We start from the raw sequence: 21,372 nt of genomic DNA, 5'->3' as shown, positions 1-21,372 counted from the left end.
GAGCCTGTGGACAACTCGGTCGGGCGCGGCGTGTCGGGATGTGTCGCTACCTTCGAGTGGGAGGTGAGTGCGGGTGCGTGAGGGTGCTGTGCGGGAGCGCGGGTGGGTGCGGCGGCTGTGGGCCGAGAGCCGTGCCTATCCGGGGACGGTCGCGGCGGTGGGAGCCGCGATCCTGGCGGGGGCGCTGGTGGAGGTGGCCGCGCCGCTGCTGACCAAGCGTGCCATCGATGCGGCCGGGGTCGGCGACACCGAGGTGATCGGGACGGTCGCGGCGCTGCTGGTGCTGCTCGCGTTCGGCCGGTTCGGCGCGTCGTTCGGCAGGCGGCTGCTGGCGGGCAGGCTCTCCCTCGACGTGCAGCACTCGCTGCGGATCCAGGTGCTCGGCGCGCTGCAGCGCCTGGACGGGGCGGGCCAGGACGCGCTGCGCACCGGCCAGGTGGTGTCACGCTCCATCACCGACCTGCAACTGGTGCAGGGCCTGCTCGCGATGGTCCCGCTGTCGGGGATGGCGCTGCTGCAGTTCCTGCTCGCCGCAGCGGTGATGCTGTGGCTCTCGCCGCCGCTGGCGCTCGTCGCGCTGCTGGTGGTGCCCGGGATCGCGCTGGTGGTGTACCGGATGCGCCCGCGCGTGTTCGCGGCCACCTGGTCGGCGCAGCAGCGCGCGGCCGAGGTGGCCCAGCACGTGGAGGAGACCGTCACCGGCGTCCGCGTGGTCAAGGGTTTCGGGCAGGAAGCCCGGATGGTCGACGTGCTGGAGGGCCACGCCCGCAGGCTCTACGCCGAACGCCTGCGCGCGGCGCGGGTGGATTCCCGCTTCGCGCCGGTGGTCGCGGCGGTGCCGCAGGCCGGGCTGGTCGGGGTGATCGGCTTCGGCGGCTGGCTGGCGCTGCACGGGCACGTGGGCCTGGGCACCTTCCTCGCCTTCGCCGCCTACGTCGCGACGATGACCTCCGCGACGCGCGCGATGACGTCGGTGATCATCCTGGCCCAGCTCACCCGCGCGGCCGCCGAACGCGTCTTCCAGGTCATCGACACCACGCCCGCGCTGACCGACCCGCCCGACCCGGTGCCGCTGCCCGACGGCCCACTCGGCATCGAGATCGACTCGCTCACTTTCGGTTTCGATCCCGACCGCCCGGTCCTGCGCGACCTCGACCTCACCGTGCGCCCCGGCGAGACCGTGGCGATCATCGGCCCCACGGGTTCCGGCAAGACCACCCTGTCGCTGCTGCTCCCCCGGTTCTACGCCCCCGACGCCGGCCACATCCGCCTGGTCGGCGGCGATCCGGCGCACCCGGTCGACATCGCCGACGTGCGCGCCGCCGAGCTGCGCGCCGCCGTCGGCGTGGTCTTCGACGAGCCCTTCCTCTACAGCGCCTCGATCGCCGCCAATATCGCGCTGGGCCGCCCCGACGCCACCGACGCCGAGATCAGGCAGGCCGCGAAACTGGCCGCGGCCGACGAGTTCATCGGCGAACTGCCCGACGGCTACGACACCGTGGTCGGCGAACGCGGCCTCACCCTCTCCGGCGGCCAGCGCCAGCGGGTGGCGCTGGCGCGGGTGCTGCTGACCCGTCCGCGCGTGCTGGTGCTCGACGACGCCACCTCCGCCGTCGACGCCCTCACCGAGGCCGCCATCTTCGACGCGCTGCCCGACCGCGGCGGGCGCACCACCCTCATCCTGGCCCACCGCGAATCCACCCTCGCGCACGCCGACCGGGTGATCCGCCTGCCCGCGCCCGCGCATCCGCCCGCGCCGCGCGTCACCGAACCCGAGGCGCCGCTCTTCCGCAAACCCCGGGCGACCGGCCGGACCGGCGGCGGTTTCGGCGCGGCCAGCGCCGCGCTCGCCGAAACACCCGAATTGCGCCGCACCATCGACAGCCTGCCGCCCGCCACCGAGGAACCCCACCAGGACGACGCCGACCTGCGCCGCCCCGATCCGCACTTCCGCCTGCCGCGCCTGCTGCGGCCGGTGCGCGCGCTGGTGGCGGCCGTGGTCGGGCTGCTCGCGCTGGACGCGCTGATCGGCGTCGCGTTCCCGCCGCTGGTCCGCTACGCCATCGATCACGGCGTGCACGCCGCCGACACGGGCGCCCTGCGCTGGGCCGCGGTCCTGGGCGCGCTGCTGGTGGTGGCCGGGCTGATCGTGGGCGCGGCCACCATCGTGCTCACCGCCCGCACCGGCGAACGCGTGCTCTACGGGTTGCGGGTGCGTAGCTACGCGCACCTGCAACGGCTGGGCCTGGACTACTACGAGCGGGAACTGTCCGGCCGCATCATGACCAGGATGACCACCGACGTGGACGCCCTGTCGACCTTCCTGCAGACCGGGGTGGCCACCACCGTGATCGGCGGGCTCACCCTGGTCGGTATCCTCGGCGCGCTGCTGCTCATCGACCTGTCGCTGGCCTCGGTCACGCTGCTCGCGCTGCCGCCGCTGATCCTGGCCACCGTCCTGTTCCGCCGGGTCTCGGGCACCGCGTATTCGGTGTCGCGGGAACGGGTTTCGGCCGTGAACGCCGATTTCCAGGAGAACGTGGCCGGCCTGCGCGCCGTGCAGGCCAACCGGCACGAGCCGCGCGCCGCCCGCCGCTTCGCCGAGTACTCGGCCGGCTACCGCGCCGCGCGCATGCGGGCGCAGCGGGCGATCGCGCTGTACTTCGCGTTCGTCATCGCCTGGGCCGACGTGGCGCTGGCCGCCGTGGTGTTCGTCGGGGCGCGCGAGGTGGCGACCGGCGTGACGACGGCGGGCACGCTGGTCGCGTTCGTGCTGTACCTGGAGCTGCTGTTCGGCCCGATCACCCAGTTGTCGCAGGTCTTCGACAGCTATCAGCAGGCCCGGGTGGGCCTGCGCCGCATCGGCGATCTGCTGCGCACCCCGTCGACCCTGGCCGAGGACCCACCCGACGCGACGCCGCTGCGCGGGCGGCTGCGCGGCGAGGTGCGCCTCGACGAGGTGCGTTTCCGCTACGGCGACGCGGGGAAACCGGCGCTGGACGGCGTCACGCTCGATATCGCGCCGGGGTCGACCCTGGCGCTGGTCGGCCCGACCGGCGCGGGCAAGTCGACCATCGTCAAGCTGCTGGCCCGCCTGTACGACCTGCCGCGCGCCGACGACGCGGGCGCGGTCACCGTGGACGGGGTCGACATCCGCGACTACCGCCTCACCGAGTACCGGGCCCGGTTGGGGATCGTGCCGCAGGAAGCTCACCTCTTCACCGGCGACGTCGCCAGCAACATTGCGTTCGGACAACCTTTCGCGACCGACGACGAGGTGCTCGCGGCCGCGAAGGCGGTGGGCGCGGCCGACATGATCGCCGCCTTGCCGCTGGGCCTGCGCCAGCCGGTGGGTGAACGCGGTCGCGGTCTCTCCGCGGGCCAGCGCCAGCTGATCGCGCTGGCCCGCGCCGAACTGGTGCGCCCCGACCTGTTGCTGCTGGACGAGGCCACCGCCACGCTGGACGCCCAGAGCGAGGCATCGGTGCTGGTAGCGAGCAGATCGCTGACCCGAGGCCGGACCACCGTCGTGGTCGCGCACCGGCTCGGCACGGCCGCGCGGGCCGACCGCATCGCGGTGGTGGAGCGGGGCCGGGTCACCGAGTTCGGGACGCACGAGCAGCTGCTGGCGGCCGACGGCACCTATCGCAGGCTGTGGGCTGCGGCTTCGCCGGGCGCGGCGCCCGCGCGCGGGTGAGCGGGCCGCGGGCGCGGGTCGGGTGCGGGGCGCCGGTCAGAAGGAATATTCTCGCTTCGGGACGGGTCTGCACAGAGGAGTTCGTGTCTGTCCGGTGGTGGGTGGCTCCCTCGATTTGCCGCTGGGCATATCCTCGACAGAGGGTGAATCGGCGCCCATCCGCCGATCCCCGTGCCGGGCACGTCACAAACGTCGCAGCGCGAAGAACGAAATGAGGCGAACACCTGCTGTGAGCAGCTCAACTTCCCAGTTCGGACAGAACCAGTGGCTAGTCGACGAGATGTATCAGAAGTTCAAACAGGACCCGTCGTCGGTCGATGAGAGTTGGCACGAGTTCCTCGCCGACTACACCCCCGAGGCCACGGGCGAGTCCACCGACAACTCCGCCGCAGCGCCGACCGCCAACTCCGCCCCCGCCCCCGCTCCCGCGCCCGCCAAGCCGGTGACCTCCGCGCCCGCCCCGGCCCCCGCGCCCGCCGCCGCCGCGCCCGCCCCCGCTCCCGCGAAGGCGGTCCCGGCTCCCGCCAAGGCCCCCACCCCGACACCGGCGAAGGCCACCGCGCGCGCACCGCAGACCACCCCCGCCCCCACCTCCAACGCCGCGCCGACCTCCGGCGGGCCCAAGCCCGCCGAGGCCACCGACGAGGCGAAGGTGCTGCGCGGCGCGGCCGCCGCGGTCGCCAAGAACATGTCCGCCTCGCTGGCCATCCCGACCGCGACGTCGGTGCGCGCCATCCCGGCCAAGCTGATGATCGACAACCGGCTGGTCATCAACAACCACCTGGCCCGCACCCGCGGCGGCAAGATCTCGTTCACCCACCTGCTCGGCTACGCGATCGTGCAGGCGGTCAAGGCGTTCCCGAACATGAACCGCCACTTCGCCGAGATCGACGGCAAGCCGAACGCGGTCACCCCGGCGCACACCAACCTGGGCCTGGCCATCGACCTGCCCGGCAAGGACGGCAGCCGCTCGCTGGTCGTCGCGGCCATCAAGGGCACCGAGGCGATGACCTTCGGCCAGTTCCACACCGCCTACGAGGACATCGTGCGGCGCGCCCGCGACGGCAAGCTCACCACCGAGGACTTCACCGGCGTCACCATCTCGCTGACCAACCCCGGCACCATCGGCACCGTGCACTCGGTGCCGCGCCTCATGCAGGGCCAGGGCGCGATCATCGGCGCGGGCGCCATGGAGTACCCGGCCGAGTTCCAGGGCATGAGCGAGGAGCGCATCGCCGACCTGGGCGTGGGCAAGCTGATGACGCTCACCTCCACCTACGATCACCGCATCATCCAGGGCGCGGAGTCCGGCGACTTCCTGCGCACCATCCACCAGCTGCTGATCTCCGACGACTTCTACGACGAGATCTTCCACGGCCTCGGCGTGCCGTACGAGCCGGTGCGCTGGCGCAAGGACATCCGCGAGCGCGGCGTCGACAAGAGCGCGCGCGTGCTCGAGCTGATCGCCGCCTACCGCAGCCGCGGCCACCTGATGGCCGACACCGACCCGCTGCGCCTGGTCAAGGACAAGTTCCGCAGCCACCCCGACCTGGACGTCACCTCGCACGGCCTCACCCTGTGGGACCTGGACCGCGAGTTCAGCGTGGCGGGCTTCCACGGCCAGGAGCGCATGAAGCTGCGCGACGTGCTGTCCATCCTGCGCGACGCGTACTGCCGCCACGTGGGCGTGGAGTACACCCACATCCTCGATCCCGAGCAGTTGCAGTGGATCCAGGACCGTGTCGAGCAGAAGCACGTCAAACCGACTGTCGCGCAACAGAAGTACATCCTGAACCGGCTCAACGCCGCGGAGGCGTTCGAGACCTTCCTACAGACCAAGTACGTCGGCCAGAAGCGCTTCTCGCTCGAGGGCGCCGAATCGGTCATCCCGATGATGGACGCCACCATCGACCAGTGCGCCGAGCATTCGCTCGACGAGGTCGTCATCGGAATGCCGCACCGCGGCCGCCTCAACGTGCTGGCCAATATCGTCGGCAAGCCGTACTCGAAGATCTTCACCGAGTTCGAGGGCAACATGAACCCGGCGGCCACGCACGGCTCCGGCGACGTGAAGTACCACCTCGGCGCGCAGGGCACCTACCTGCAGATGTTCGGCGACAACGAGATCGAGGTCTCGCTGACGGCCAACCCCTCGCACCTGGAGGCGGTGGACCCGGTGCTGGAGGGCCTGGTCCGCGCCAAGCAGGACCTGCTGGACAAGGGCGACGGCCCCGAGGGCTTCTCGGTGATGCCGCTGATGCTGCACGGTGACGCCGCGTTCGCCGGTCAGGGTGTGGTGGCCGAGACGCTGAACCTCTCGGGTCTGCGCGGCTACCGCGTGGGCGGCACCATCCACATCGTGGTGAACAACCAGATCGGCTTCACCACCGCCCCGGAGAACAGCCGCTCCACCGAATACTCCACCGATATCGCGAAGTTCATCGGCGCGCCGATCTTCCACGTCAACGGCGACGACCCGGAGGCGTGCGACTGGGTGGCGCGCCTGGCGGTCGACTTCCGGCAGAAGTTCCGCAAGGACGTGGTCATCGACCTGATCTGCTACCGCCGCCGCGGGCACAACGAGGGCGACGACCCGTCGATGACCCAGCCGTACATGTACGACGTCATCGACACCAAGCGCTCAGTGCGCAAGAGCTACACCGAGAGCCTGATCGGCCGTGGCGACATCTCGCTGAAAGAGGCCGAGGACGCGCTGCGCGACTACCAGGGCCAGCTGGAGCGGGTGTTCAACGAGGTCCGCGAACTGGAGAAGTACCCGCCGGAGCCGAGCGAATCGGTCGAGGACGACCAGAAGGTCCCCGCGACCGTGCAGACGGCCGTGGACAAGTCGGTGCTGCAGCGCATCGGCGACGCGTTCGTCAACGTGCCGGAGGGCTTCAGCGTGCACCCGCGCGTGAAGCCGGTGCTGGAGAAGCGGCGCGAGATGGCCTACGAGGGCAAGGTCGACTGGGCCTTCGCCGAGCTGCTGGCCTTCGGCACGCTCATCGACGAGGGCCGCGCGGTGCGCCTGACCGGTCAGGACTCCCGCCGCGGCACCTTCACCCAGCGGCACTCGGTCATCATCGACCGCAAGACCGCCGAGGAGTACACCCCGCTGCACAACATCGGCTCGGCCAACCCGGGCTGGTTCGCGGTGCACGATTCGGCGCTGAGCGAGTTCGCCGCCGTCGGTTTCGAGTACGGCTACTCGCTGGGCAACCCGAACGCGCTGGTGCTGTGGGAGGCGCAGTTCGGCGACTTCGTCAACGGCGCGCAGTCCATCATCGACGAGTTCATCTCCTCCGGTGAGGCCAAGTGGGGCCAGCTCTCCGATGTGGTGCTGCTGCTGCCGCACGGCCACGAGGGCCAGGGTCCCGACCACACCTCGGGCCGCATCGAGCGCTTCCTGCAGCTGTGCGCGGAGGGGTCGATGACGGTGGCGGTGCCGTCCACGCCGGCGAACTACTTCCACTTGCTGCGCCGCCACGTGCACGACGACATCCGCCGTCCGCTGATCGTCTTCACCCCGAAGTCGATGCTGCGCAACAAGGCCGTGGTCTCGGACCTGAAGGACTTCACCGAGTCGAAGTTCCACTCGGTGTTCGACGAGCCCACCTACGAGCAGGGCGTCGGTGACCGCGGCAAGGTGAAGCGGGTGCTGTTGACCAGCGGCAAGCTCTACTACGAGCTGGTCGCGGAGAAGACCAAGCAGAAGCGCGAGGACATCGCGATCGTGCGGGTCGAGCAGCTGTACCCGATCCCGGCGTACCGCCTCAACGAGGCGCTGGCCGGGTACCCGAACGCGACCGACATCGCCTGGGTCCAGGAGGAGCCCGCCAACCAGGGCGCCTGGCCGTTCTTCGGCCTGAACCTGCCCGAGCTGCTGCCGGAGCGCCTCGGCAAGCTGCGCCGCGTCTCGCGCCGCGCCATGTCGGCCCCGTCCTCGGGATCGTCGAAGGTGCACGCGGTCGAGCAGGCGGAGATCATCGAAGAGGCCTTCGCGCCGACCGCCTGATCGGGTCAGGCCCGGACGCCGGGTGCGAATCCTCCCCTCGGGGAATCGGATTCGCACCCGGCGTTCGCCGTGTCCGGGGTCGGTCAGCCGCCGATGGCGGCGCCGCGCAGGACCTCGCCGAGGTCGGCGTGCAGCGCCATGGCCAGGCTGATGAGGGATTCGACGAGCAGTTCGACCAGTTCGTCGCGGGTGATGGGTTCGGCGCGCAGCCAGGTGAGGGTGGTCTCCTCGACGAAGGCGATCCAGCCGCGCATGCCGAGCATCAGGCGGGGGTGGACGGCCGGGTCGATAGGGACCGGCGCCTCGGCGAGGATGATGCCGATGATGGCGTCGCGGGTCTGCTCGACCAGCGGCACCAGATCGGGGCTGACGCTGGTGGGCCCGCGCAGCAGCGCCAGATACGACGTGCTGTTCTCGCTGACGTAGTCCACGTAGCGGCCGATGGAATCGCGCAGCATGTCGAAGATGCCGAGCGTGCGATCCGGCGAGACCCGTTCCAGCAGTTCGGCGTTCGCGTGCCGCACCACTTCGCGCTGGAAGTCCTGTTTGGTCGGGAAGTAGTGGAAGAGCAGGCCGCGCGAGATGCCCGCCTGCGCCGCGATCTCGCTGACGGAGATCTCCTCGATCGAGCGCTCGCCGAGCATCTTCACACCGAGGGCGAGCAGCTGTTCGCGGCGCTCCTCCGGGGTGAGCCGGGTGCGCTTGCCGTTCTCGCCGGGGCTTCTGCGGTTCACGGGACTCATGTTACTGAACGTGGTTCAATACTGTTGACTCCTGCTCAATAGGATCGTAAGCTAGGTTACATGAGTCGTAAGGTTACAGACAAAGCTGTCGGCAACCGGCCTGCCCGCCACCTCGAGACGATCATCATCGGCAGCGGGTTCGCCGGGCTCGGTCTCGCCATCCGGCTGACCCAGCAGGGCCGTGACGATTTCCTGGTCCTGGAGCGCGGCAGCGATGTCGGCGGCACCTGGCGCGACAACACCTACCCCGGTGCCGCGTGCGATGTGCCGTCCCACCTGTACTCGTACTCGTTCGAGCTCAACCCGAACTGGTCTCGCTCGTTCTCCCGCCAGGGTGAGATCCAGGCCTACATCCAGGGCGTCGCCGACAAGTACAAGGTCCGCGACAAGCACCTGTTCGACTGCGACGTCACCGGCGCGCGCTGGAACGCCGAGCTGGCCCGCTGGGAGGTCACCACCTCCCGGGGCGAGTTCACCGCCGACACGCTGGTCTCGGCCGTCGGCGCGCTCTGCGAGCCGAACCTGCCCGATATCAAGGGCATTCACGACTTCGAGGGCGAGATCTTCCACTCCGCCCGCTGGAACCACGACGCCGATCTCACCGGCAAGCGCGTCGCCATCATCGGCACCGGCGCTTCCGCCATCCAGATCGTGCCCGCGATCGCGCCGCAGGTGGCCTACCTCGACGTCTACCAGCGCACCGCGCCCTGGCTGCTGCCGCGCCTGGACCGCCCGTACCTGGGCATCGAGAAGCTGGCGTTCAAGTACGTGCCCGGCGTGCAGCGCCTGTCCCGCGCGGCCATCTACGCCGCCCGCGAGACCCAGGTCGTCGGCCTGGCCAAGGTGCCCGCGCTGATGCAGGGCTTCGAGCTGCTGTCGAAGGCCAAGCTGCGCTTCGAGATCCGCGACGCCGAACTGCGCCGGAAGGTCACGCCCGACTACCGCATCGGCTGCAAGCGCATGCTGATCTCCAACGACTACTACCCCGCGCTGGACCGGGACAACGTCGACGTGGTGACCGATCCGATCGCCGAGATCCGCGCCGGCTCCATCGTCACCGAGGACGGCACCGAGCGCGAGATCGACGCGCTGATCGTCGCGACCGGCTTCCACGTCACCGACTCGCCGACCTTCGAGACGATCACCGGCAAGGACGGCCGCACGCTGAGCGAGGTCTTCGACGAGATCGGCCAGCAGGGCTACAAGGGCGCCTCGATCGCCAACTTCCCCAACATGTTCTTCCTGCTCGGCCCCAACGTGGGCCTGGGCCACACCTCGATGGTGTACATGATCGAATCGCAGATCAACTACATCGCCGACGCGTTGAACACCATCGCGAAGCAGGGCCTGCGCACCGTCGAGGTCCGCCGCGAGGCCCAGGACGAGTACAACAGGGAACTGCAGGCCAAGCTGGGCAGGTCGGTGTGGAACACCGGCGGCTGCGCCAGCTGGTACCTGGACAAGCACGGCAACAACACCACGCTGTGGCCCGACTTCACCTTCGAATTCCGCCGGATCACCAAGGAATTCGATGTCGAGGCCTACGAGACCACCACCGCGCCCGCCGAACTGAAAGCAGTGTGACACCCGTGAGCAAGGACGCTTACTTCACCAACAAAGTCTGTGTGATCACCGGAGCCGGCTCCGGCATCGGCCGCGCCCTGGCCGAGGATCTGGCCGCGCGCGGCGCGAAGCTGGCGCTCTCCGATATCGACACCGACGGGCTGGCCGAGACCGTGCGCCGCTGCGAGCAGCTGGGCGCGCAGGTCAAGTCCGACCGGCTCAATGTGGCCGAGCGCGAGGCCGTGCTGCTCTACGCCGATGCCGTCAAGGCGCACTTCGGCGTGGTGCACCAGATCTACAACAACGCGGGCATCGCCTTCCACGGCGAGGTGCTGCGCTCGGAGTTCAAGGACATCGAGCGCATCATGGACGTCGACTTCTGGGGTGTCGTCAACGGCACCAAGGCGTTCCTGCCGCACCTGATCGAGTCCGGCGACGGCCACGTGGTGAACGTATCCAGCCTGTTCGGCCTGATCGCGATCCCGGGCCAGAGCGCCTACAACGCCGCCAAGTTCGCGGTGCGCGGCTTCACCGAATCGCTGCGCCAGGAGATGCTGGTGGCCAAGGCCCCGGTCAAGGTCACCTGTGTGCACCCGGGCGGCATCAAGACCGGCGTGGCGCGCAACGCCACCTACGCCGAGGGCATCGACGGCGCGTCCGCGGCCGCGATGTTCGACAAGATGCTGGCCATCCACACCCCCGAGATGGCCGCGAAGACCATCACCGAGGGCGTGCGCAAGGGCCACGGCCGCGTGCTGATCGGCTGGGAGGCCAAGGCGCTGGACCTGTTCGTCCGCGCGACGGCCTCGGGCTACCAGCGCATCGTGTCCGCCACCACCCGGCGCTACCTGCCCTGAGCCGCCGGAATGCGTGATTTCGACATCCCGCTCCCCGTGGGGCGGGCGCTGCTGAACCCCGTCTTCCGCGTCCTGCTGCACCACCGGCTGCCGTTCGCGATGCAGCGCGGGCTGATGGATCTGGGCTCGCGGGCCCAGCTGCTGCCCGACGGCGTCACCATGCGCCGGATGCGCCTGGCGGGCCGGGTCACCGAACTGCACACCGCGGGCGACACCGCGCCCACCACCGCCGTGCTCTACCTGCACGGCGGTGGTTATGCGGTCGGCTCGCTCGCCACGCACCGCTCGCTGGCGGCGCGTCTGGCGCGCGACAGCCGGAGCGCGGTCTACGTGCTCGACTACCGGATGGGCCCGGAGCATCCGTTCCCCGCGGCCTTGGACGATGCCACCGCCGCGTTCCGCGAACTGGTCTCGCGGTGCGGATTCCGGCCCGACCAGATCACCGTCGCGGGCGATTCCGCGGGTGGCGGTCTGTCGCTGGCGCTGGCGCAGCGACTGATCGCCGAGCACGGTATGCGCCCGGCCGCGCTGGGCTTGATCGCGCCGTGGACCGATCCGAACGCGGTGTCCTCGCGCGAGCGCGATCTCGTGGTCAACGGGCCGTGGTCGCGCGCCTGCGCCGCCGCCTACCTGGGCGCCGGCGACGGGGCCGACACCGGCTACGCGCCGTTGCGCGGTGAGATGCGCGGACTGCCGCCGACCTACGTCCAGGTGGACGTGAGCGAGTTGCTGCACGAGCAGTGCCTGGAGCTGGTGGCCGCGCTGCGCGCGGCCGGCGTCGAGGTGCACTACACCGAGACCGAGGGCCTGTGGCACGTCGCGCAGATGCAGGCGGCCTGGTTCGCGCCCGCCGCGCGGGTGCTGGGCGAGCTCGCCGACTTCCTCCGCGCGGCCGCCTCGCCAGTGGCGTCCGCGACCGAGGAGACCCCGAAGGGCGCGCGGCGATCGCGCGGCCGGAAGTTTGCCTAGGATGGGCGCGCCAATGCGTCCGGACCGGGCGGCCGAATGCCGAACAGCGGAGTTTTCGGTGGTCGATGACGCGCGCCGGCAAAAGGTGTCGTAGATTACTGGCGAGTTAACCCACGTGGAAGGGCACTGATGCGAGAGTTCGAAGTCCCGGCTTCTTACACCATTCCGGACGACGCGAACAATTCCGACAACGTCTTCCGCCATGCCGAACAGTCACCGAACGCGGTGCTGTTCAACGTCCCGAACGGCAATGGCGGCTGGAACGATGTGACCGCGGCGCAGTTCGCGAAGACGGTCACCGGCGTGGCCAAGGGCATCATCGCCTCCGGCGTCGAACTCGGCGACCGCGTCGCCATCATGGCGCCCACCCGCTACGAGTGGGCCGTGCTCGACTTCGCCATCTGGGCGGCCGGTGGCGTGACCGTCGCCATCTACGACAGCTCCTCGGCCGAGCAGGCCAAGTGGATCCTGCAGGACTCCGCGACCAAGCTGCTGGTGCTCGACAACGACAAGCACCAGGCCACCATCGACGAGATCGAGGCCGGGTCGCTGCCGGACCTGCGCGAGACGCTCCAGTTCGAGAAGGGCGCGGTCGATGAGCTGATCGCCCGCGGCGCCGATATCGACGAGCAGCGGGTGCACGAACGCCGCGCCCAGGTGGGTGCGGCCTCGCCCGCCACCCTGATCTACACCTCGGGCACCACGGGTCGCCCGAAGGGCGTGTCGCTGACCCACGCGAATCTGTACGCGGAGTCCAAGTCCGACCGCATCGCGCTGAACAAGTACGTCAGCGAGGGCAAGCGCACGCTGATGTTCCTCCCGCTGGCCCACGTGTTCGCCCGTGCGGTCGCGCTGGCCGCGTTCGACGCGAAGGTCGTCGTCGCGCACACCTCGGACTGGACCACCCTGGTGGAGCAGTTCGGCAGCTACAAGCCGCACTTCATCCTCTCGGTGCCGCGCGTGTTCGAGAAGGTGTTCAACGGCGCGAAGCAGAAGGCGCACGACGGCGGCAAGGGCAAGATCTTCGACGCCGCGGCCGAGACCGCCATCGCCTACAGCGAGTCCCTCGACAAGGGCGGGCCCGGCCTGGTGCTCAAGCTCAAGCACACGGTGTTCGACAAGCTGGTCTACAGCAAGCTCAAGACCGCGCTCGGCGGCCAGTGCGAGGCGGCCGTGTCCGGCGGCGGCCCGCTGGGCGCGCGCCTGGGCCACTTCTTCCGCGGCGTCGGCGTGACGATCTACGAGGGCTACGGCCTCACCGAGACCACCGCCGCCATCACCGTGAACACCCCCGAGCACATCCGGGTCGGCTCGGTGGGCCGCCCGATCGAGGGCCACGCCGTCAAGATCGCCGAGGACGGCGAGCTGCTGCTGCGCGGTTCGGTCGTGTTCGGCGGCTACTGGGGCAACGCCGAGGCCACCGAGGACGCGTTCCAGGACGGCTGGTTCAAGACCGGCGACCTGGGCGCCATCGACGCCGACGGCTTCGTCACCATCACCGGCCGCAAGAAGGAGATCATCGTCACCGCCGGTGGCAAGAACGTCTCCCCCGCGCTGCTGGAGGATTCGCTGCGGGCGCACCCGCTGATCAGCCAGGTGATGGTCGTCGGTGACGGCCAGCCGTTCATCGGCGCGCTGATCACCCTCGACCCGGAGGCGCTGCCGGGCTGGAAGGAGCGCAACGGCGTCGCCGCCGACACCCCGATCGAGACCCTGATCGAGAACAAGGCCCTGATCGCCGAGGTGGACGCCGCGGTGGCCGAGACCAACAAGAAGGTCTCGCACGCCGAGCAGATCAAGAAGATCCGCATCCTCCCGGTCGACTGGACCCAGGAGACCGGCGAGCTCACCCCGAAGATGTCGCTCAAGCGCGCCGTCGTGATGAAGCAGTACGCCTCCGAGGTGGAGAAGATCTACAACTAGGTCAACCGGGAAGGCGCCGTCCGCGAGTTCTGCTCGCGGACGGCGCCTTTCGCGTGTCCGCCGTGGACGCGGTCGAGGAAATCGCCGACGAGCGGCGCGATCTCGGGCAGGTGGGTCTCCAGCGCGAAGTGGCCGGTGCCGAACAGGTGGAGTTCGGCGTCCGGGAGATCGTCCAGGTAGGCGCGCGCGCCGGGTGCTCGACACCCCCGCCCGCCTGGACGAGTGGCCGGCACTGGAAGCGGACCGATTCGGCGAGCCGGTGCCCAGCCGGTGCACCGCCGCCGACCTCGCCGCCGTCCGCGACGTGCGCGCGCACCTGACCGCGGTGCTACACGCCTTGCTGGACGGTCGCCCGCCCGCCCGCCGCCGCGCGGGCGGGACTCACCGCCGCCCAATCCGCCGCGTCCGCCGTACGCGAACTCGGCTGGCACGACGGCGCGATCACCGCCACCCCGCGCCGCGCGGGCGCCTCCGGCACTCGGCTCGCGGCGGTGCCGGCCGAGGCCGCCGCCGACCTCCTCACCGATCCAGCGCTGGCCCGGCTCAAACGCTGCGAAGCCGAGGATTGCGTCCTGCTCTTCCTCCCGGCGCATCCGCGCCGTCGCTGGTGCTCGCCCACCCGCTGCGGCAACCGCGCACGGGTGAATCGCTATTACCACCGCCACAAACAGGATTGACGACGTCAGGCCGAAAGGGTGTCGGCAGGTTGGGGTTTCGACGTATCGACACGCTTGCCGTGGCTCACGAAAAGCGCCGAGGCGACCACGCCGAGCAGCAGGATCGCGGCGGGCAGGAGCACGGATTCGCCCAGCGCCGTGCTGAATTCGTCGAGCACCTGCGGTGGCACGGCCCCGTGCCCGAGGCCGCCCTCGCTCACCTGCGCGTCACCGAGCCCGGCCGCCGACATGCGCGCGGCGATGAGCGCGCTGATGGCCGCGCTGCCCAGCACCGACCCCACCTGCCGGGTGGTGTTGTAGACGCCCGCGCCCGCCCCCGCGAGGTGCACGGGCAGGTTGTGGGTGGCGGTGGAGGCCAGCGGCGCCCAGATGCAGGCGTTCGCCAAGCCCGCCAGACCGGCCGTCACCAGCAGCAGCACCAGATTCGACTCGGGCGTCATCAGCATCGCCCACCAGAAGGTCGAGGCCGCGAACAGCGCGAAGCCGGCGGTCGGGACGATCTTCGGGTGCAGCCGGTCGGAGAACCGGCCGATGAACGGCGCGCTCACCCCGGTCACGATCGCCATCGGCGCGAACACCAGCGCCGACTGCGTGGGCGTCATCTCCCGCACCGCCTGCAGATAGAAGTACAGCGGCAGCATCACCGAGGTGACCGCGGCGCCCATCGCGGCGATCGCCACGTTCGACAGCGCGAAGTTGCGGTCACGGAACACCCCGAGCGGCACCAGCGGCTCCCCGCGGGTGCGGGCCTGGTTCACCACGAACAGCACCAGCACCGCCAGCCCCGCGCCGATCAGCACCCAGATCCGCGGCGACCAGTCGTAGTTGCCGCCCTCCTGGATGCCGAACACCAGCAGGAACATGCCGGCGCCGCTGAGCACCACGCCCACGAGGTCGAATTTGTGGGTGTGCGTGGGCAATTCGGGCACCAGCCACATCGCCAGCGCGAACGCCGCGAGCCCGACGGGCACGTTGACGAAGAAGATCCACTCCCAGCTCAGCGCGTCCACCAGCACGCCGCCCAGGATCGGCCCCACCAGCGTCGCGAGCCCGGCCACGCCGCCCCACAGGCCCATCGCCGCGCCGCGCTTGTCCGGCGGGAAAGTGCGGGTGATGACGGCCATCGTCTGCGGCGTCATCAGGGCCGCGCCCAACCCCTGCACGGCGCGCGCCGCGATCAGCATCTCGATGCTGTGCGACAACCCGCACCACAGCGAAGCGGCGGTGAAGATCGTCAAGCCGATCAGGTAGATGTTCTTCGGGCCGAACCGGTCGCCGAGGCGGCCCGCCACCAGCAGCGGCACCGCGTAGGTGAGCAGGTAGGCGCTGGTGACCCAGATGACCTGCGGGATATCGGCCCCGAGGTCGGCCATGATCGAGGGGTTGGCGACCGACACGATCGTCATGTCCAGCAGGATCATGAAGAAGCCCACGACCAGCGCGAACAGCGCCAGCCACGGATTGCGTTGGGTGGACACGGATTTCGTTCCTCTCTCAGGACGGCAGCGGGCCCGCCGCGGGCGGCGTGCGTTCGCCGTCCCCCGCCCGGGGGGTGTCGGATGCGGTGCGGCGCGCACCGGTGTCCGGATCGAACTCCTCCCACTCCAGCGCGCCGCCGGACAAGTCCGTTTCGAACTCGCGCAGCCACGTCAGTTCGGCGGCGCGAGTGGCACGCAGGTACGGCAGCGCGAGCCAGTACCGCCGCCGCACGGCGTGCTCGCGCGCCCGCGCGCTCATGGCGTCGAGCGCGGCGAGCTCCTGTTCGAGGTGCGTGACGCGTTCGCGCACCAGGGTGAGCACGTCGGCCTTCGGCAGGTTGTGCGCCTCGGCGAGCGCGAGCGGGAACAGCGGGTACTCCGGCGCGGGGTAGCGCAGGATCTCGGAGACCCTGGCGCGCAACGCCTCCCGGCCCGACGCGGTGATCCGGTAGGTGGTGCGTTCGGGCCGGTTGCCCGCGCGGTCCACCCCCTCGGCCACCACCAGCTCCTGACCGGCCAGCCGCGCCACCGTGTGATAGAGCGAGCCGGGCCGCAGCTTCACGAGCTGGTCCTCACCCCGCTCGATCAGCGTCTGGTACATCTCGTAGGGATGCATGGGCCGCTCCTCGAGCAGTGCCAGCACCGAGATCCCCAGCGCCGTCACCTGAGCACCCACCCGCCCACCTCCTCGAGGTGTTCCAGACCAAATATTCCATTCGGAATATACGGCGCGGGGTACGGGGCGACAAGGGGGATGACGCAGACCACATTCCGGGCTCTACCTGCTCAAATGCGACTATCGGGACACACAGGACGAACGCGGCCGCCCCTTGGGCGTACCCGGAAGATCGCCCGAGGGTTGGCTCCGCCGCGCCCGCGCCCGCCGCACCGGCAGGCCACCGGGCATCCCCTACAGCGCGTGCGCGTCCAACCACTCGCGCGCGACGTGGCTCGCGTCGGCCCCGCCGCGCACCCGCTCGATCATGGCGAGCAGTTCGTCGGTGGTCAGTTCGCCCGCGACGTAGTTCAGCTTGCGGACGCGCCGGTCGTCCAGGGAACCCTTGCGGAACAGCGGGATCACGTTCTCGGCGCGCACGGCGAAATCGTCGTCGGCGAGTACGGTCAGGCCTTCGGTCGCGCGCTCGTCGTCGGGCGGTCCGTTCAGGATGCCCGCGCGAATCCGGCCGTCCAGCAATGCCTCTCGCAGCGCGACCGCGTCGGGCAGCTCGACCACACCGGCGAACGAGCAGTCCGCCACCGTCACCGCCGGACCGCGCACCAGGTCGGGTTCGGGCGCGACGCCCGCCGGGATCTCGGGGCAGCGGGGCGCGAGATCGGCTACGGCGTCGGCGTTCTCGCTCTCCACGACGAGCACCCGTCCACGCAGATCGGCACCCTCGGCCGGGTCGGCGACCACCAGTCCCTCCGGCAGCGAGCGGTTCAGCGCTTCGAGCACGTCGTCGGGGGTGCGGGCCTCGGACCGGTCGTCGAAGTGCGCGAGCAGCGCCCCGGTGTGCTCGCCGACGAGCGCGACCCGCCCTTCGTCCAGCGCGCCGAGGTAGTCACCGCGCTCCCCGAGCCCCGGCTCCACGGCCACCCGCAACCCGGTGCGCGCCAACGCCCCGGCGTACACTTCGGCGAGCACGCGGGATTCCACCGCGTCACCCGCGCCGACCGTGAACTCCGGGCCGGGGTCGTCGTTTCCGCAGGACAGCACCGTCCCCGCGGCCGCGACCATCAGCATCCTGGCCACCCACCGCCGCGACGCGCCCGATTTCATCCGGCGACACCACCCCTTCGAAGACGAGTTCAACCCACGTGATCGCCCGGTTCCGGGCAGTATGGACACCCAGAAACATACCGCTGGCCCCAGCGCCTCGGTCGCACCGCCCGCACCTGCCGGAAGGACTTCCGTGAAGACCACGATCACCCCAGCCGCCAGGCAGTCGGCGGTGCGCATCGCCCTGCGCGCCGCCCGCTACCTCGCCGCCGCGGCACTGCTGGCCGTCGGCATGATCCTGTCCGCGTGCGGCGACTCCGATCCGCTCGCCCAGTCGGGCACCTGCGAAGGCGAGAGCCTGATCGTAGGCTCGGCGAACTTCCCGGAATCGGAGACGGTGGCCAATATCTACGCGGAGGCCTTGCGCCGCAACGGCTTCCAAGTGGACACCAAACTCAATATCGGCAGCCGCGAGGCCTATATCCCCGCGCTGCGCGAGTGCGCCATCTCGGTGATCCCCGAATACACCGGCAACCTGCTGCAATACCTGGACGCCGACGCCACCGCGACCAGCGCCGCCGACGTCGAGGCCGCACTGCCCGGCGCGCTCGGCACGGAGCTGGCCATCGCCGCGCCCGCGCCGGGTCAGGACTCCGACGCGGTGGTGGTCACGCGCGCCACCGCCGAGCGCTGGAACCTCACCACCATCGCCGATCTAGCGCCGCACTCGGCCGAGGTGACCTTCGGCGCGCCGGCCGAGTTCCAGCAGCGCCGCGGCGGCCTGCCCGGCCTGAAAGAGAACTACGGTCTCGACATCGCCGCCGAGAACTTCGTCCCGATCGCCGACGGCGGCGGCCCGGCCACCGTGCGCGCGCTGGTCGACGGCCAGGTCACGGCGGCCAATATCTTCACCACCTCCCCCGCCATCGCCGAGTACGACCTGGTGGTACTCGAGGACCCGCAGAACAACTTCCCGGCGCAGCACGTGGTGCCGCTGTTCAATGCCGCCAAGCACTCCGAGAAGGCGGTCGCGGTGCTGAACGCGGTGTCGGCGAAGCTCACCACCGAAGAACTGATCGGGCTGAACGAGGCCGTGTCGGGCGAGTCGAAGACCGAGCCGAAGGACGCCGCGACCGCATGGCTGGCCGCGCAGGGGCTGGATCAGCCGATCGGGTGATCGCGCCCGATCAGGAAGGGTCACGTTGTCCGACATCGAGTTCCGCGGCGTCAGCAAGATCTACCCCGACGGCACGCACGCCGTCACCGAGCTGGACCTGCGCATCGAATCGGGTTCGTTCACCGTGTTCGTCGGCCCGTCGGGGTGCGGGAAGACCACGTCGATGCGGATGATCAACCGGATGATCCAGCCCAGCTCCGGCACGATCACCGTGGCCGGGCGGGACATCTCGACCGTCGATCCGGTGCGGCTGCGCCTCGGCATCGGCTACGTCATCCAGAGCGGCGGCCTGCTGCCGCACCGCACCGTGCTCGACAATGTGGCGACCGTGCCGGTGCTGCGCGGTGATTCGCGGCGCGCGGCGCGGGCGGCGGCGCTGGAGGTACTGGATCGGGTGGGGCTGGATCGCGGGCTGGCCGGACGCTACCCGGCGCAGCTGTCGGGTGGGCAGCAACAGCGCGTCGGTGTGGCGCGCGCACTGGCCGCCGATCCGCCGGTGCTGCTCATGGACGAACCGTTCAGCGCGGTCGACCCGGTGGTGCGCGCCGAGTTGCAGACCGAGATGCAGCGCCTGCAAGCGGAATTGCGCAAGACGATCGTGTTCGTCACCCACGACATCGACGAGGCGGTCACGCTCGGCGACCGGGTGGCGGTGTTCGGGCGCGGCGGTGTATTGCAGCAGTACGACGCGCCCCAGCGCGTCTTGGCGCAACCGGCAACGGATTTCGTCGCGGGATTCGTGGGCCGGGATCGCGGATATCGCGGCCTGTCGTTCCGTTCCGCCGAAGACGTTCCGCTGCACGACATCCGCACCGTCGTGGCCGAGGGCGTCACGGCGTTGCGCTTGGCGCGCGGCGAATGGGTGCTGGTGGTGGATGATTCGGGTCGGCCGCTCGGCTGGGTCGACGTGACGGGTGTCGAATCGCACCGGGCGGGCACGGCACTGGCCGACTGCCTGGCGGCGGGCGGATCGCTGTTCGGGCCGAGCGGCGATCTGCGACAGGCGCTGGATGCCGCCATCTCCTCCCCCTCGGGAATCGGTGTGGCCGTGGACGACTCGGGCGCGGTGCGCGGCGGCGTGCGCGCCGATGAGGTGATCGCCCAACTCGCCGCCCAGCGCACCGCCGAGGACGACGCCCGCAACGCCCTCGCTTACGAACACGGCCTCGGATGAACTACCTCCTCGACAACTTCGGCGAGATCATCGGCATCACCCGCACGCACCTGTTCCTCGCGCTGCTGCCGCTGGTCTTCGGCCTGCTGATCGCGATCCCGGTGGGCGCGTCGATCCGCCGCGTGCCATGGTTGCGCCGGGTCACCGTGACCGCCGCGAATCTCGCCTACACCGTGCCGTCGATCGCGCTGTTCGTGATCATCCCGCCGCTGGTGGGGATTTCGGCGATCGACCCGTGGAACGTGATCATCGCGCTCACCATCTACTCCGCCGCCCTGTTGGTGATCGCCGTTCCGGTGGCGCTGGATTCGGTGCCGGCCGACGTGGTGGACGCCGCCGACGCGGTCGGGTTCGGGCCGCTGCGCCGCATCCTCACCGTCGAAATGCCGCTGGCCATCCCCGTTTTCGTGTCCAATCTGCGCGTGGTTGTGGTGACGAACATCGCGATGGTCTCCGTGGGCGCGCTCATCGGCGTGGGCGGGCTCGGCAAACTGTTCACCCAGGGCTACCAGCGCGATTACCCCGACGAGATCATCGCGGGCATCGTCGTGACCTTGGTGCTGGCGCTGCTCTTCGACCGCGCCGTGCATCTGCTGGGCCGGTGGGCGACGCCGTGGACGCGGGCCGATCCGCGCGTCGGCCGAGGGGCGGGCGCGTGAACCTCTTCCTCGACGCTTGGCGCTACTTCACCGACGGTGCGAACTGGGGTGGACCCACCGGCATCGAATCCCGTGTGGCGCAACATCTCTGGTACACGCTGCTGGCGGTGGGGCTGTCGGCGCTGATCGCGGTGCCGCTGGGTCTGGTGATCGGGCACCGTCGCCGGGGTGCGGCGCTGCTGGTGGGTTTCGCCAACGCCATGCGCGCGCTGCCGACGCTCGGTCTGCTGACCTTCCTGGTGCTGTTGCTGGGCCTGGGCCTGGTGCCGCCGATGCTGGCGCTGCTCACCGTCGGCATCCCGCCCTTGCTGGCCGGCGCGTACGCGGGCGTGGCGAACGTGCCCGCCGACGTGGTCGACGCCTCGCGCGCGATGGGCATGACCGAACGCCAGATCCTGCTGCGCGTCGAGGTCCCCAACGCCGCGCCGATCCTGCTCAACGGCCTGCGCGGCGCGACGCTGCAGGTGGTCGCCACCGCCACCATCGCCGCCTACGTCAACCTCGGCGGCCTGGGCCGCTACATCTTCGACGGCCTCGGTCTGTACCGCTACGACCTCGTCCTCGTCGGCGCCCTCCTCGTCGCCGCCCTCGCCCTCACCCTCGACGCCCTGCTCGCCCTCCTCGTCTGGGTCACCGCCCCGGGCACCGGCCGCCTGCGCACCCCCACGAAACTCCCCACCTGAGCACCTCCACGAATGGCGAAGGGCGCCCGTTCCTTTC

Annotated in this window: 16 protein-coding genes; 11 read left to right on the top strand and 5 right to left on the bottom strand. The window is 70.3% G+C overall.

Annotated elements, in window-relative coordinates:
* Window positions 1–73 precede the first annotated feature (73 nt).
* Both OHB21_RS16095 and OHB21_RS16090 read left to right on the top strand, forming a co-directional pair.
* Window positions 74–3,697: an ABC transporter ATP-binding protein gene (locus tag OHB21_RS16095; protein WP_324195149.1), complete on the top strand. Its 3,624-nt coding sequence runs from the start codon at window positions 74–76 to the stop codon at window positions 3,695–3,697.
* A 280-nt stretch (window positions 3,698–3,977) separates the two neighbouring features.
* Window positions 3,978–7,712 carry a multifunctional oxoglutarate decarboxylase/oxoglutarate dehydrogenase thiamine pyrophosphate-binding subunit/dihydrolipoyllysine-residue succinyltransferase subunit gene (locus OHB21_RS16090; protein ID WP_407675214.1) on the top strand — a complete coding sequence of 1,245 codons (3,735 nt, stop codon included), beginning with the start codon at window positions 3,978–3,980 and terminating at the stop codon, window positions 7,710–7,712.
* 83 nt (window positions 7,713–7,795) lie between these two features.
* On the opposite strand, the gene OHB21_RS16085 is transcribed toward OHB21_RS16090, so the two are convergent.
* The gene (locus OHB21_RS16085) at window positions 7,796–8,455 is read right to left on the bottom strand and encodes a TetR/AcrR family transcriptional regulator (protein ID WP_195124806.1); all 660 of its coding nucleotides are present in this window, start codon (window positions 8,453–8,455) and stop codon (window positions 7,796–7,798) included.
* A gap of 60 nt (window positions 8,456–8,515) precedes the next feature.
* On the opposite strand from OHB21_RS16085, the gene OHB21_RS16080 reads away from it, so the two are divergent.
* The 4 genes from OHB21_RS16080 to OHB21_RS16065 all read left to right on the top strand — a co-directional run bounded on the left by OHB21_RS16080 (window position 8,516) and on the right by OHB21_RS16065 (window position 13,767).
* Complete coding sequence (locus OHB21_RS16080; protein WP_328439427.1) at window positions 8,516–10,039, top strand: flavin-containing monooxygenase; 1,524 nt, start codon at window positions 8,516–8,518, stop codon at window positions 10,037–10,039.
* A 5-nt stretch (window positions 10,040–10,044) separates the two neighbouring features.
* A complete protein-coding gene (locus OHB21_RS16075; protein ID WP_067513760.1) occupies window positions 10,045–10,875 on the top strand; it encodes an SDR family NAD(P)-dependent oxidoreductase in 831 nt (276 codons plus the stop codon).
* Window positions 10,876–10,884: 9 nt separating this feature from the next.
* Window positions 10,885–11,844 carry an alpha/beta hydrolase gene (locus OHB21_RS16070; protein ID WP_195124804.1) on the top strand — a complete coding sequence of 320 codons (960 nt, stop codon included), beginning with the start codon at window positions 10,885–10,887 and terminating at the stop codon, window positions 11,842–11,844.
* 129 nt (window positions 11,845–11,973) lie between these two features.
* Window positions 11,974–13,767, top strand: a complete 1,794-nt coding sequence (locus OHB21_RS16065) for an AMP-dependent synthetase/ligase (RefSeq protein ID WP_067513748.1) — start codon at window positions 11,974–11,976, stop codon at window positions 13,765–13,767.
* On the opposite strand, the gene OHB21_RS16060 is transcribed toward OHB21_RS16065, so the two are convergent.
* A complete protein-coding gene (locus OHB21_RS16060; protein ID WP_067513747.1) occupies window positions 13,764–14,000 on the bottom strand; it encodes a hypothetical protein in 237 nt (78 codons plus the stop codon). The genes OHB21_RS16065 and OHB21_RS16060 overlap by 4 nt on opposite strands.
* Before the next feature lie 258 nt (window positions 14,001–14,258).
* On the opposite strand from OHB21_RS16060, the gene OHB21_RS16055 reads away from it, so the two are divergent.
* Complete coding sequence (locus OHB21_RS16055; RefSeq protein WP_211334136.1) at window positions 14,259–14,444, top strand: CGNR zinc finger domain-containing protein; 186 nt, start codon at window positions 14,259–14,261, stop codon at window positions 14,442–14,444.
* Window positions 14,445–14,449: 5 nt separating this feature from the next.
* On the opposite strand, the gene OHB21_RS16050 is transcribed toward OHB21_RS16055, so the two are convergent.
* The 3 genes from OHB21_RS16050 to OHB21_RS16040 form a co-directional block, all read right to left on the bottom strand.
* Window positions 14,450–15,922 (bottom strand): DHA2 family efflux MFS transporter permease subunit, encoded by a 1,473-nt coding sequence (locus tag OHB21_RS16050; RefSeq protein WP_084538133.1) that lies wholly within the window; start codon window positions 15,920–15,922, stop codon window positions 14,450–14,452.
* A 16-nt stretch (window positions 15,923–15,938) separates the two neighbouring features.
* A complete protein-coding gene (locus OHB21_RS16045) occupies window positions 15,939–16,598 on the bottom strand; it encodes a PadR family transcriptional regulator (RefSeq protein WP_232331901.1) in 660 nt (219 codons plus the stop codon).
* Between the two features lie 234 nt (window positions 16,599–16,832).
* Window positions 16,833–17,702 carry a glycine betaine ABC transporter substrate-binding protein gene (locus OHB21_RS16040; RefSeq protein WP_067513744.1) on the bottom strand — a complete coding sequence of 290 codons (870 nt, stop codon included), beginning with the start codon at window positions 17,700–17,702 and terminating at the stop codon, window positions 16,833–16,835.
* A gap of 232 nt (window positions 17,703–17,934) precedes the next feature.
* On the opposite strand from OHB21_RS16040, the gene OHB21_RS16035 reads away from it, so the two are divergent.
* From OHB21_RS16035 to OHB21_RS16020, 4 genes are read left to right on the top strand one after another with little or no spacing between them, the layout of a single operon-like run.
* Window positions 17,935–18,819: an ABC transporter substrate-binding protein gene (locus OHB21_RS16035; protein ID WP_228789570.1), complete on the top strand. Its 885-nt coding sequence runs from the start codon at window positions 17,935–17,937 to the stop codon at window positions 18,817–18,819.
* Window positions 18,820–18,844: 25 nt separating this feature from the next.
* The gene (locus OHB21_RS16030; protein WP_067513743.1) at window positions 18,845–19,993 is read left to right on the top strand and encodes an ABC transporter ATP-binding protein; all 1,149 of its coding nucleotides are present in this window, start codon (window positions 18,845–18,847) and stop codon (window positions 19,991–19,993) included.
* On the top strand, window positions 19,990–20,652 hold the full coding sequence (locus OHB21_RS16025) for an ABC transporter permease (RefSeq protein WP_067513742.1): 663 nt from the start codon (window positions 19,990–19,992) through the stop codon (window positions 20,650–20,652). The genes OHB21_RS16030 and OHB21_RS16025 overlap by 4 nt, the downstream gene beginning before the upstream one ends.
* Window positions 20,649–21,335 (top strand): ABC transporter permease, encoded by a 687-nt coding sequence (locus OHB21_RS16020; protein WP_067513757.1) that lies wholly within the window; start codon window positions 20,649–20,651, stop codon window positions 21,333–21,335. Before OHB21_RS16025 ends, OHB21_RS16020 begins: the two co-directional genes overlap by 4 nt.
* Window positions 21,336–21,372 lie beyond the last annotated feature (37 nt).

It is taken from the genome of Nocardia puris (assembly GCF_036051655.1).
Lineage (GTDB): Bacteria > Actinomycetota > Actinomycetes > Mycobacteriales > Mycobacteriaceae > Nocardia > Nocardia puris.
The sequence above is the reverse complement of the archived record's forward strand: the minus strand, read 5'-3'. Positions and strand labels throughout refer to the sequence as shown.

Coding starts and splice junctions, on each gene's coding strand:
- OHB21_RS16090 (WP_407675214.1), top strand. CDS start 3,978: ATGTATCAGAAGTTCAAACAGGACCCGTCGTCGGTCGATGAGAGTTGG.
- OHB21_RS16085 (WP_195124806.1), bottom strand. CDS start 8,455: ATGAGTCCCGTGAACCGCAGAAGCCCCGGCGAGAACGGCAAGCGCACC.
- OHB21_RS16080 (WP_328439427.1), top strand. CDS start 8,516: ATGAGTCGTAAGGTTACAGACAAAGCTGTCGGCAACCGGCCTGCCCGC.
- OHB21_RS16070 (WP_195124804.1), top strand. CDS start 10,885: ATGCGTGATTTCGACATCCCGCTCCCCGTGGGGCGGGCGCTGCTGAAC.
- OHB21_RS16065 (WP_067513748.1), top strand. CDS start 11,974: ATGCGAGAGTTCGAAGTCCCGGCTTCTTACACCATTCCGGACGACGCG.
- OHB21_RS16040 (WP_067513744.1), bottom strand. CDS start 17,702: ATGAAATCGGGCGCGTCGCGGCGGTGGGTGGCCAGGATGCTGATGGTC.
- OHB21_RS16035 (WP_228789570.1), top strand. CDS start 17,935: ATGATCCTGTCCGCGTGCGGCGACTCCGATCCGCTCGCCCAGTCGGGC.
- OHB21_RS16025 (WP_067513742.1), top strand. CDS start 19,990: ATGAACTACCTCCTCGACAACTTCGGCGAGATCATCGGCATCACCCGC.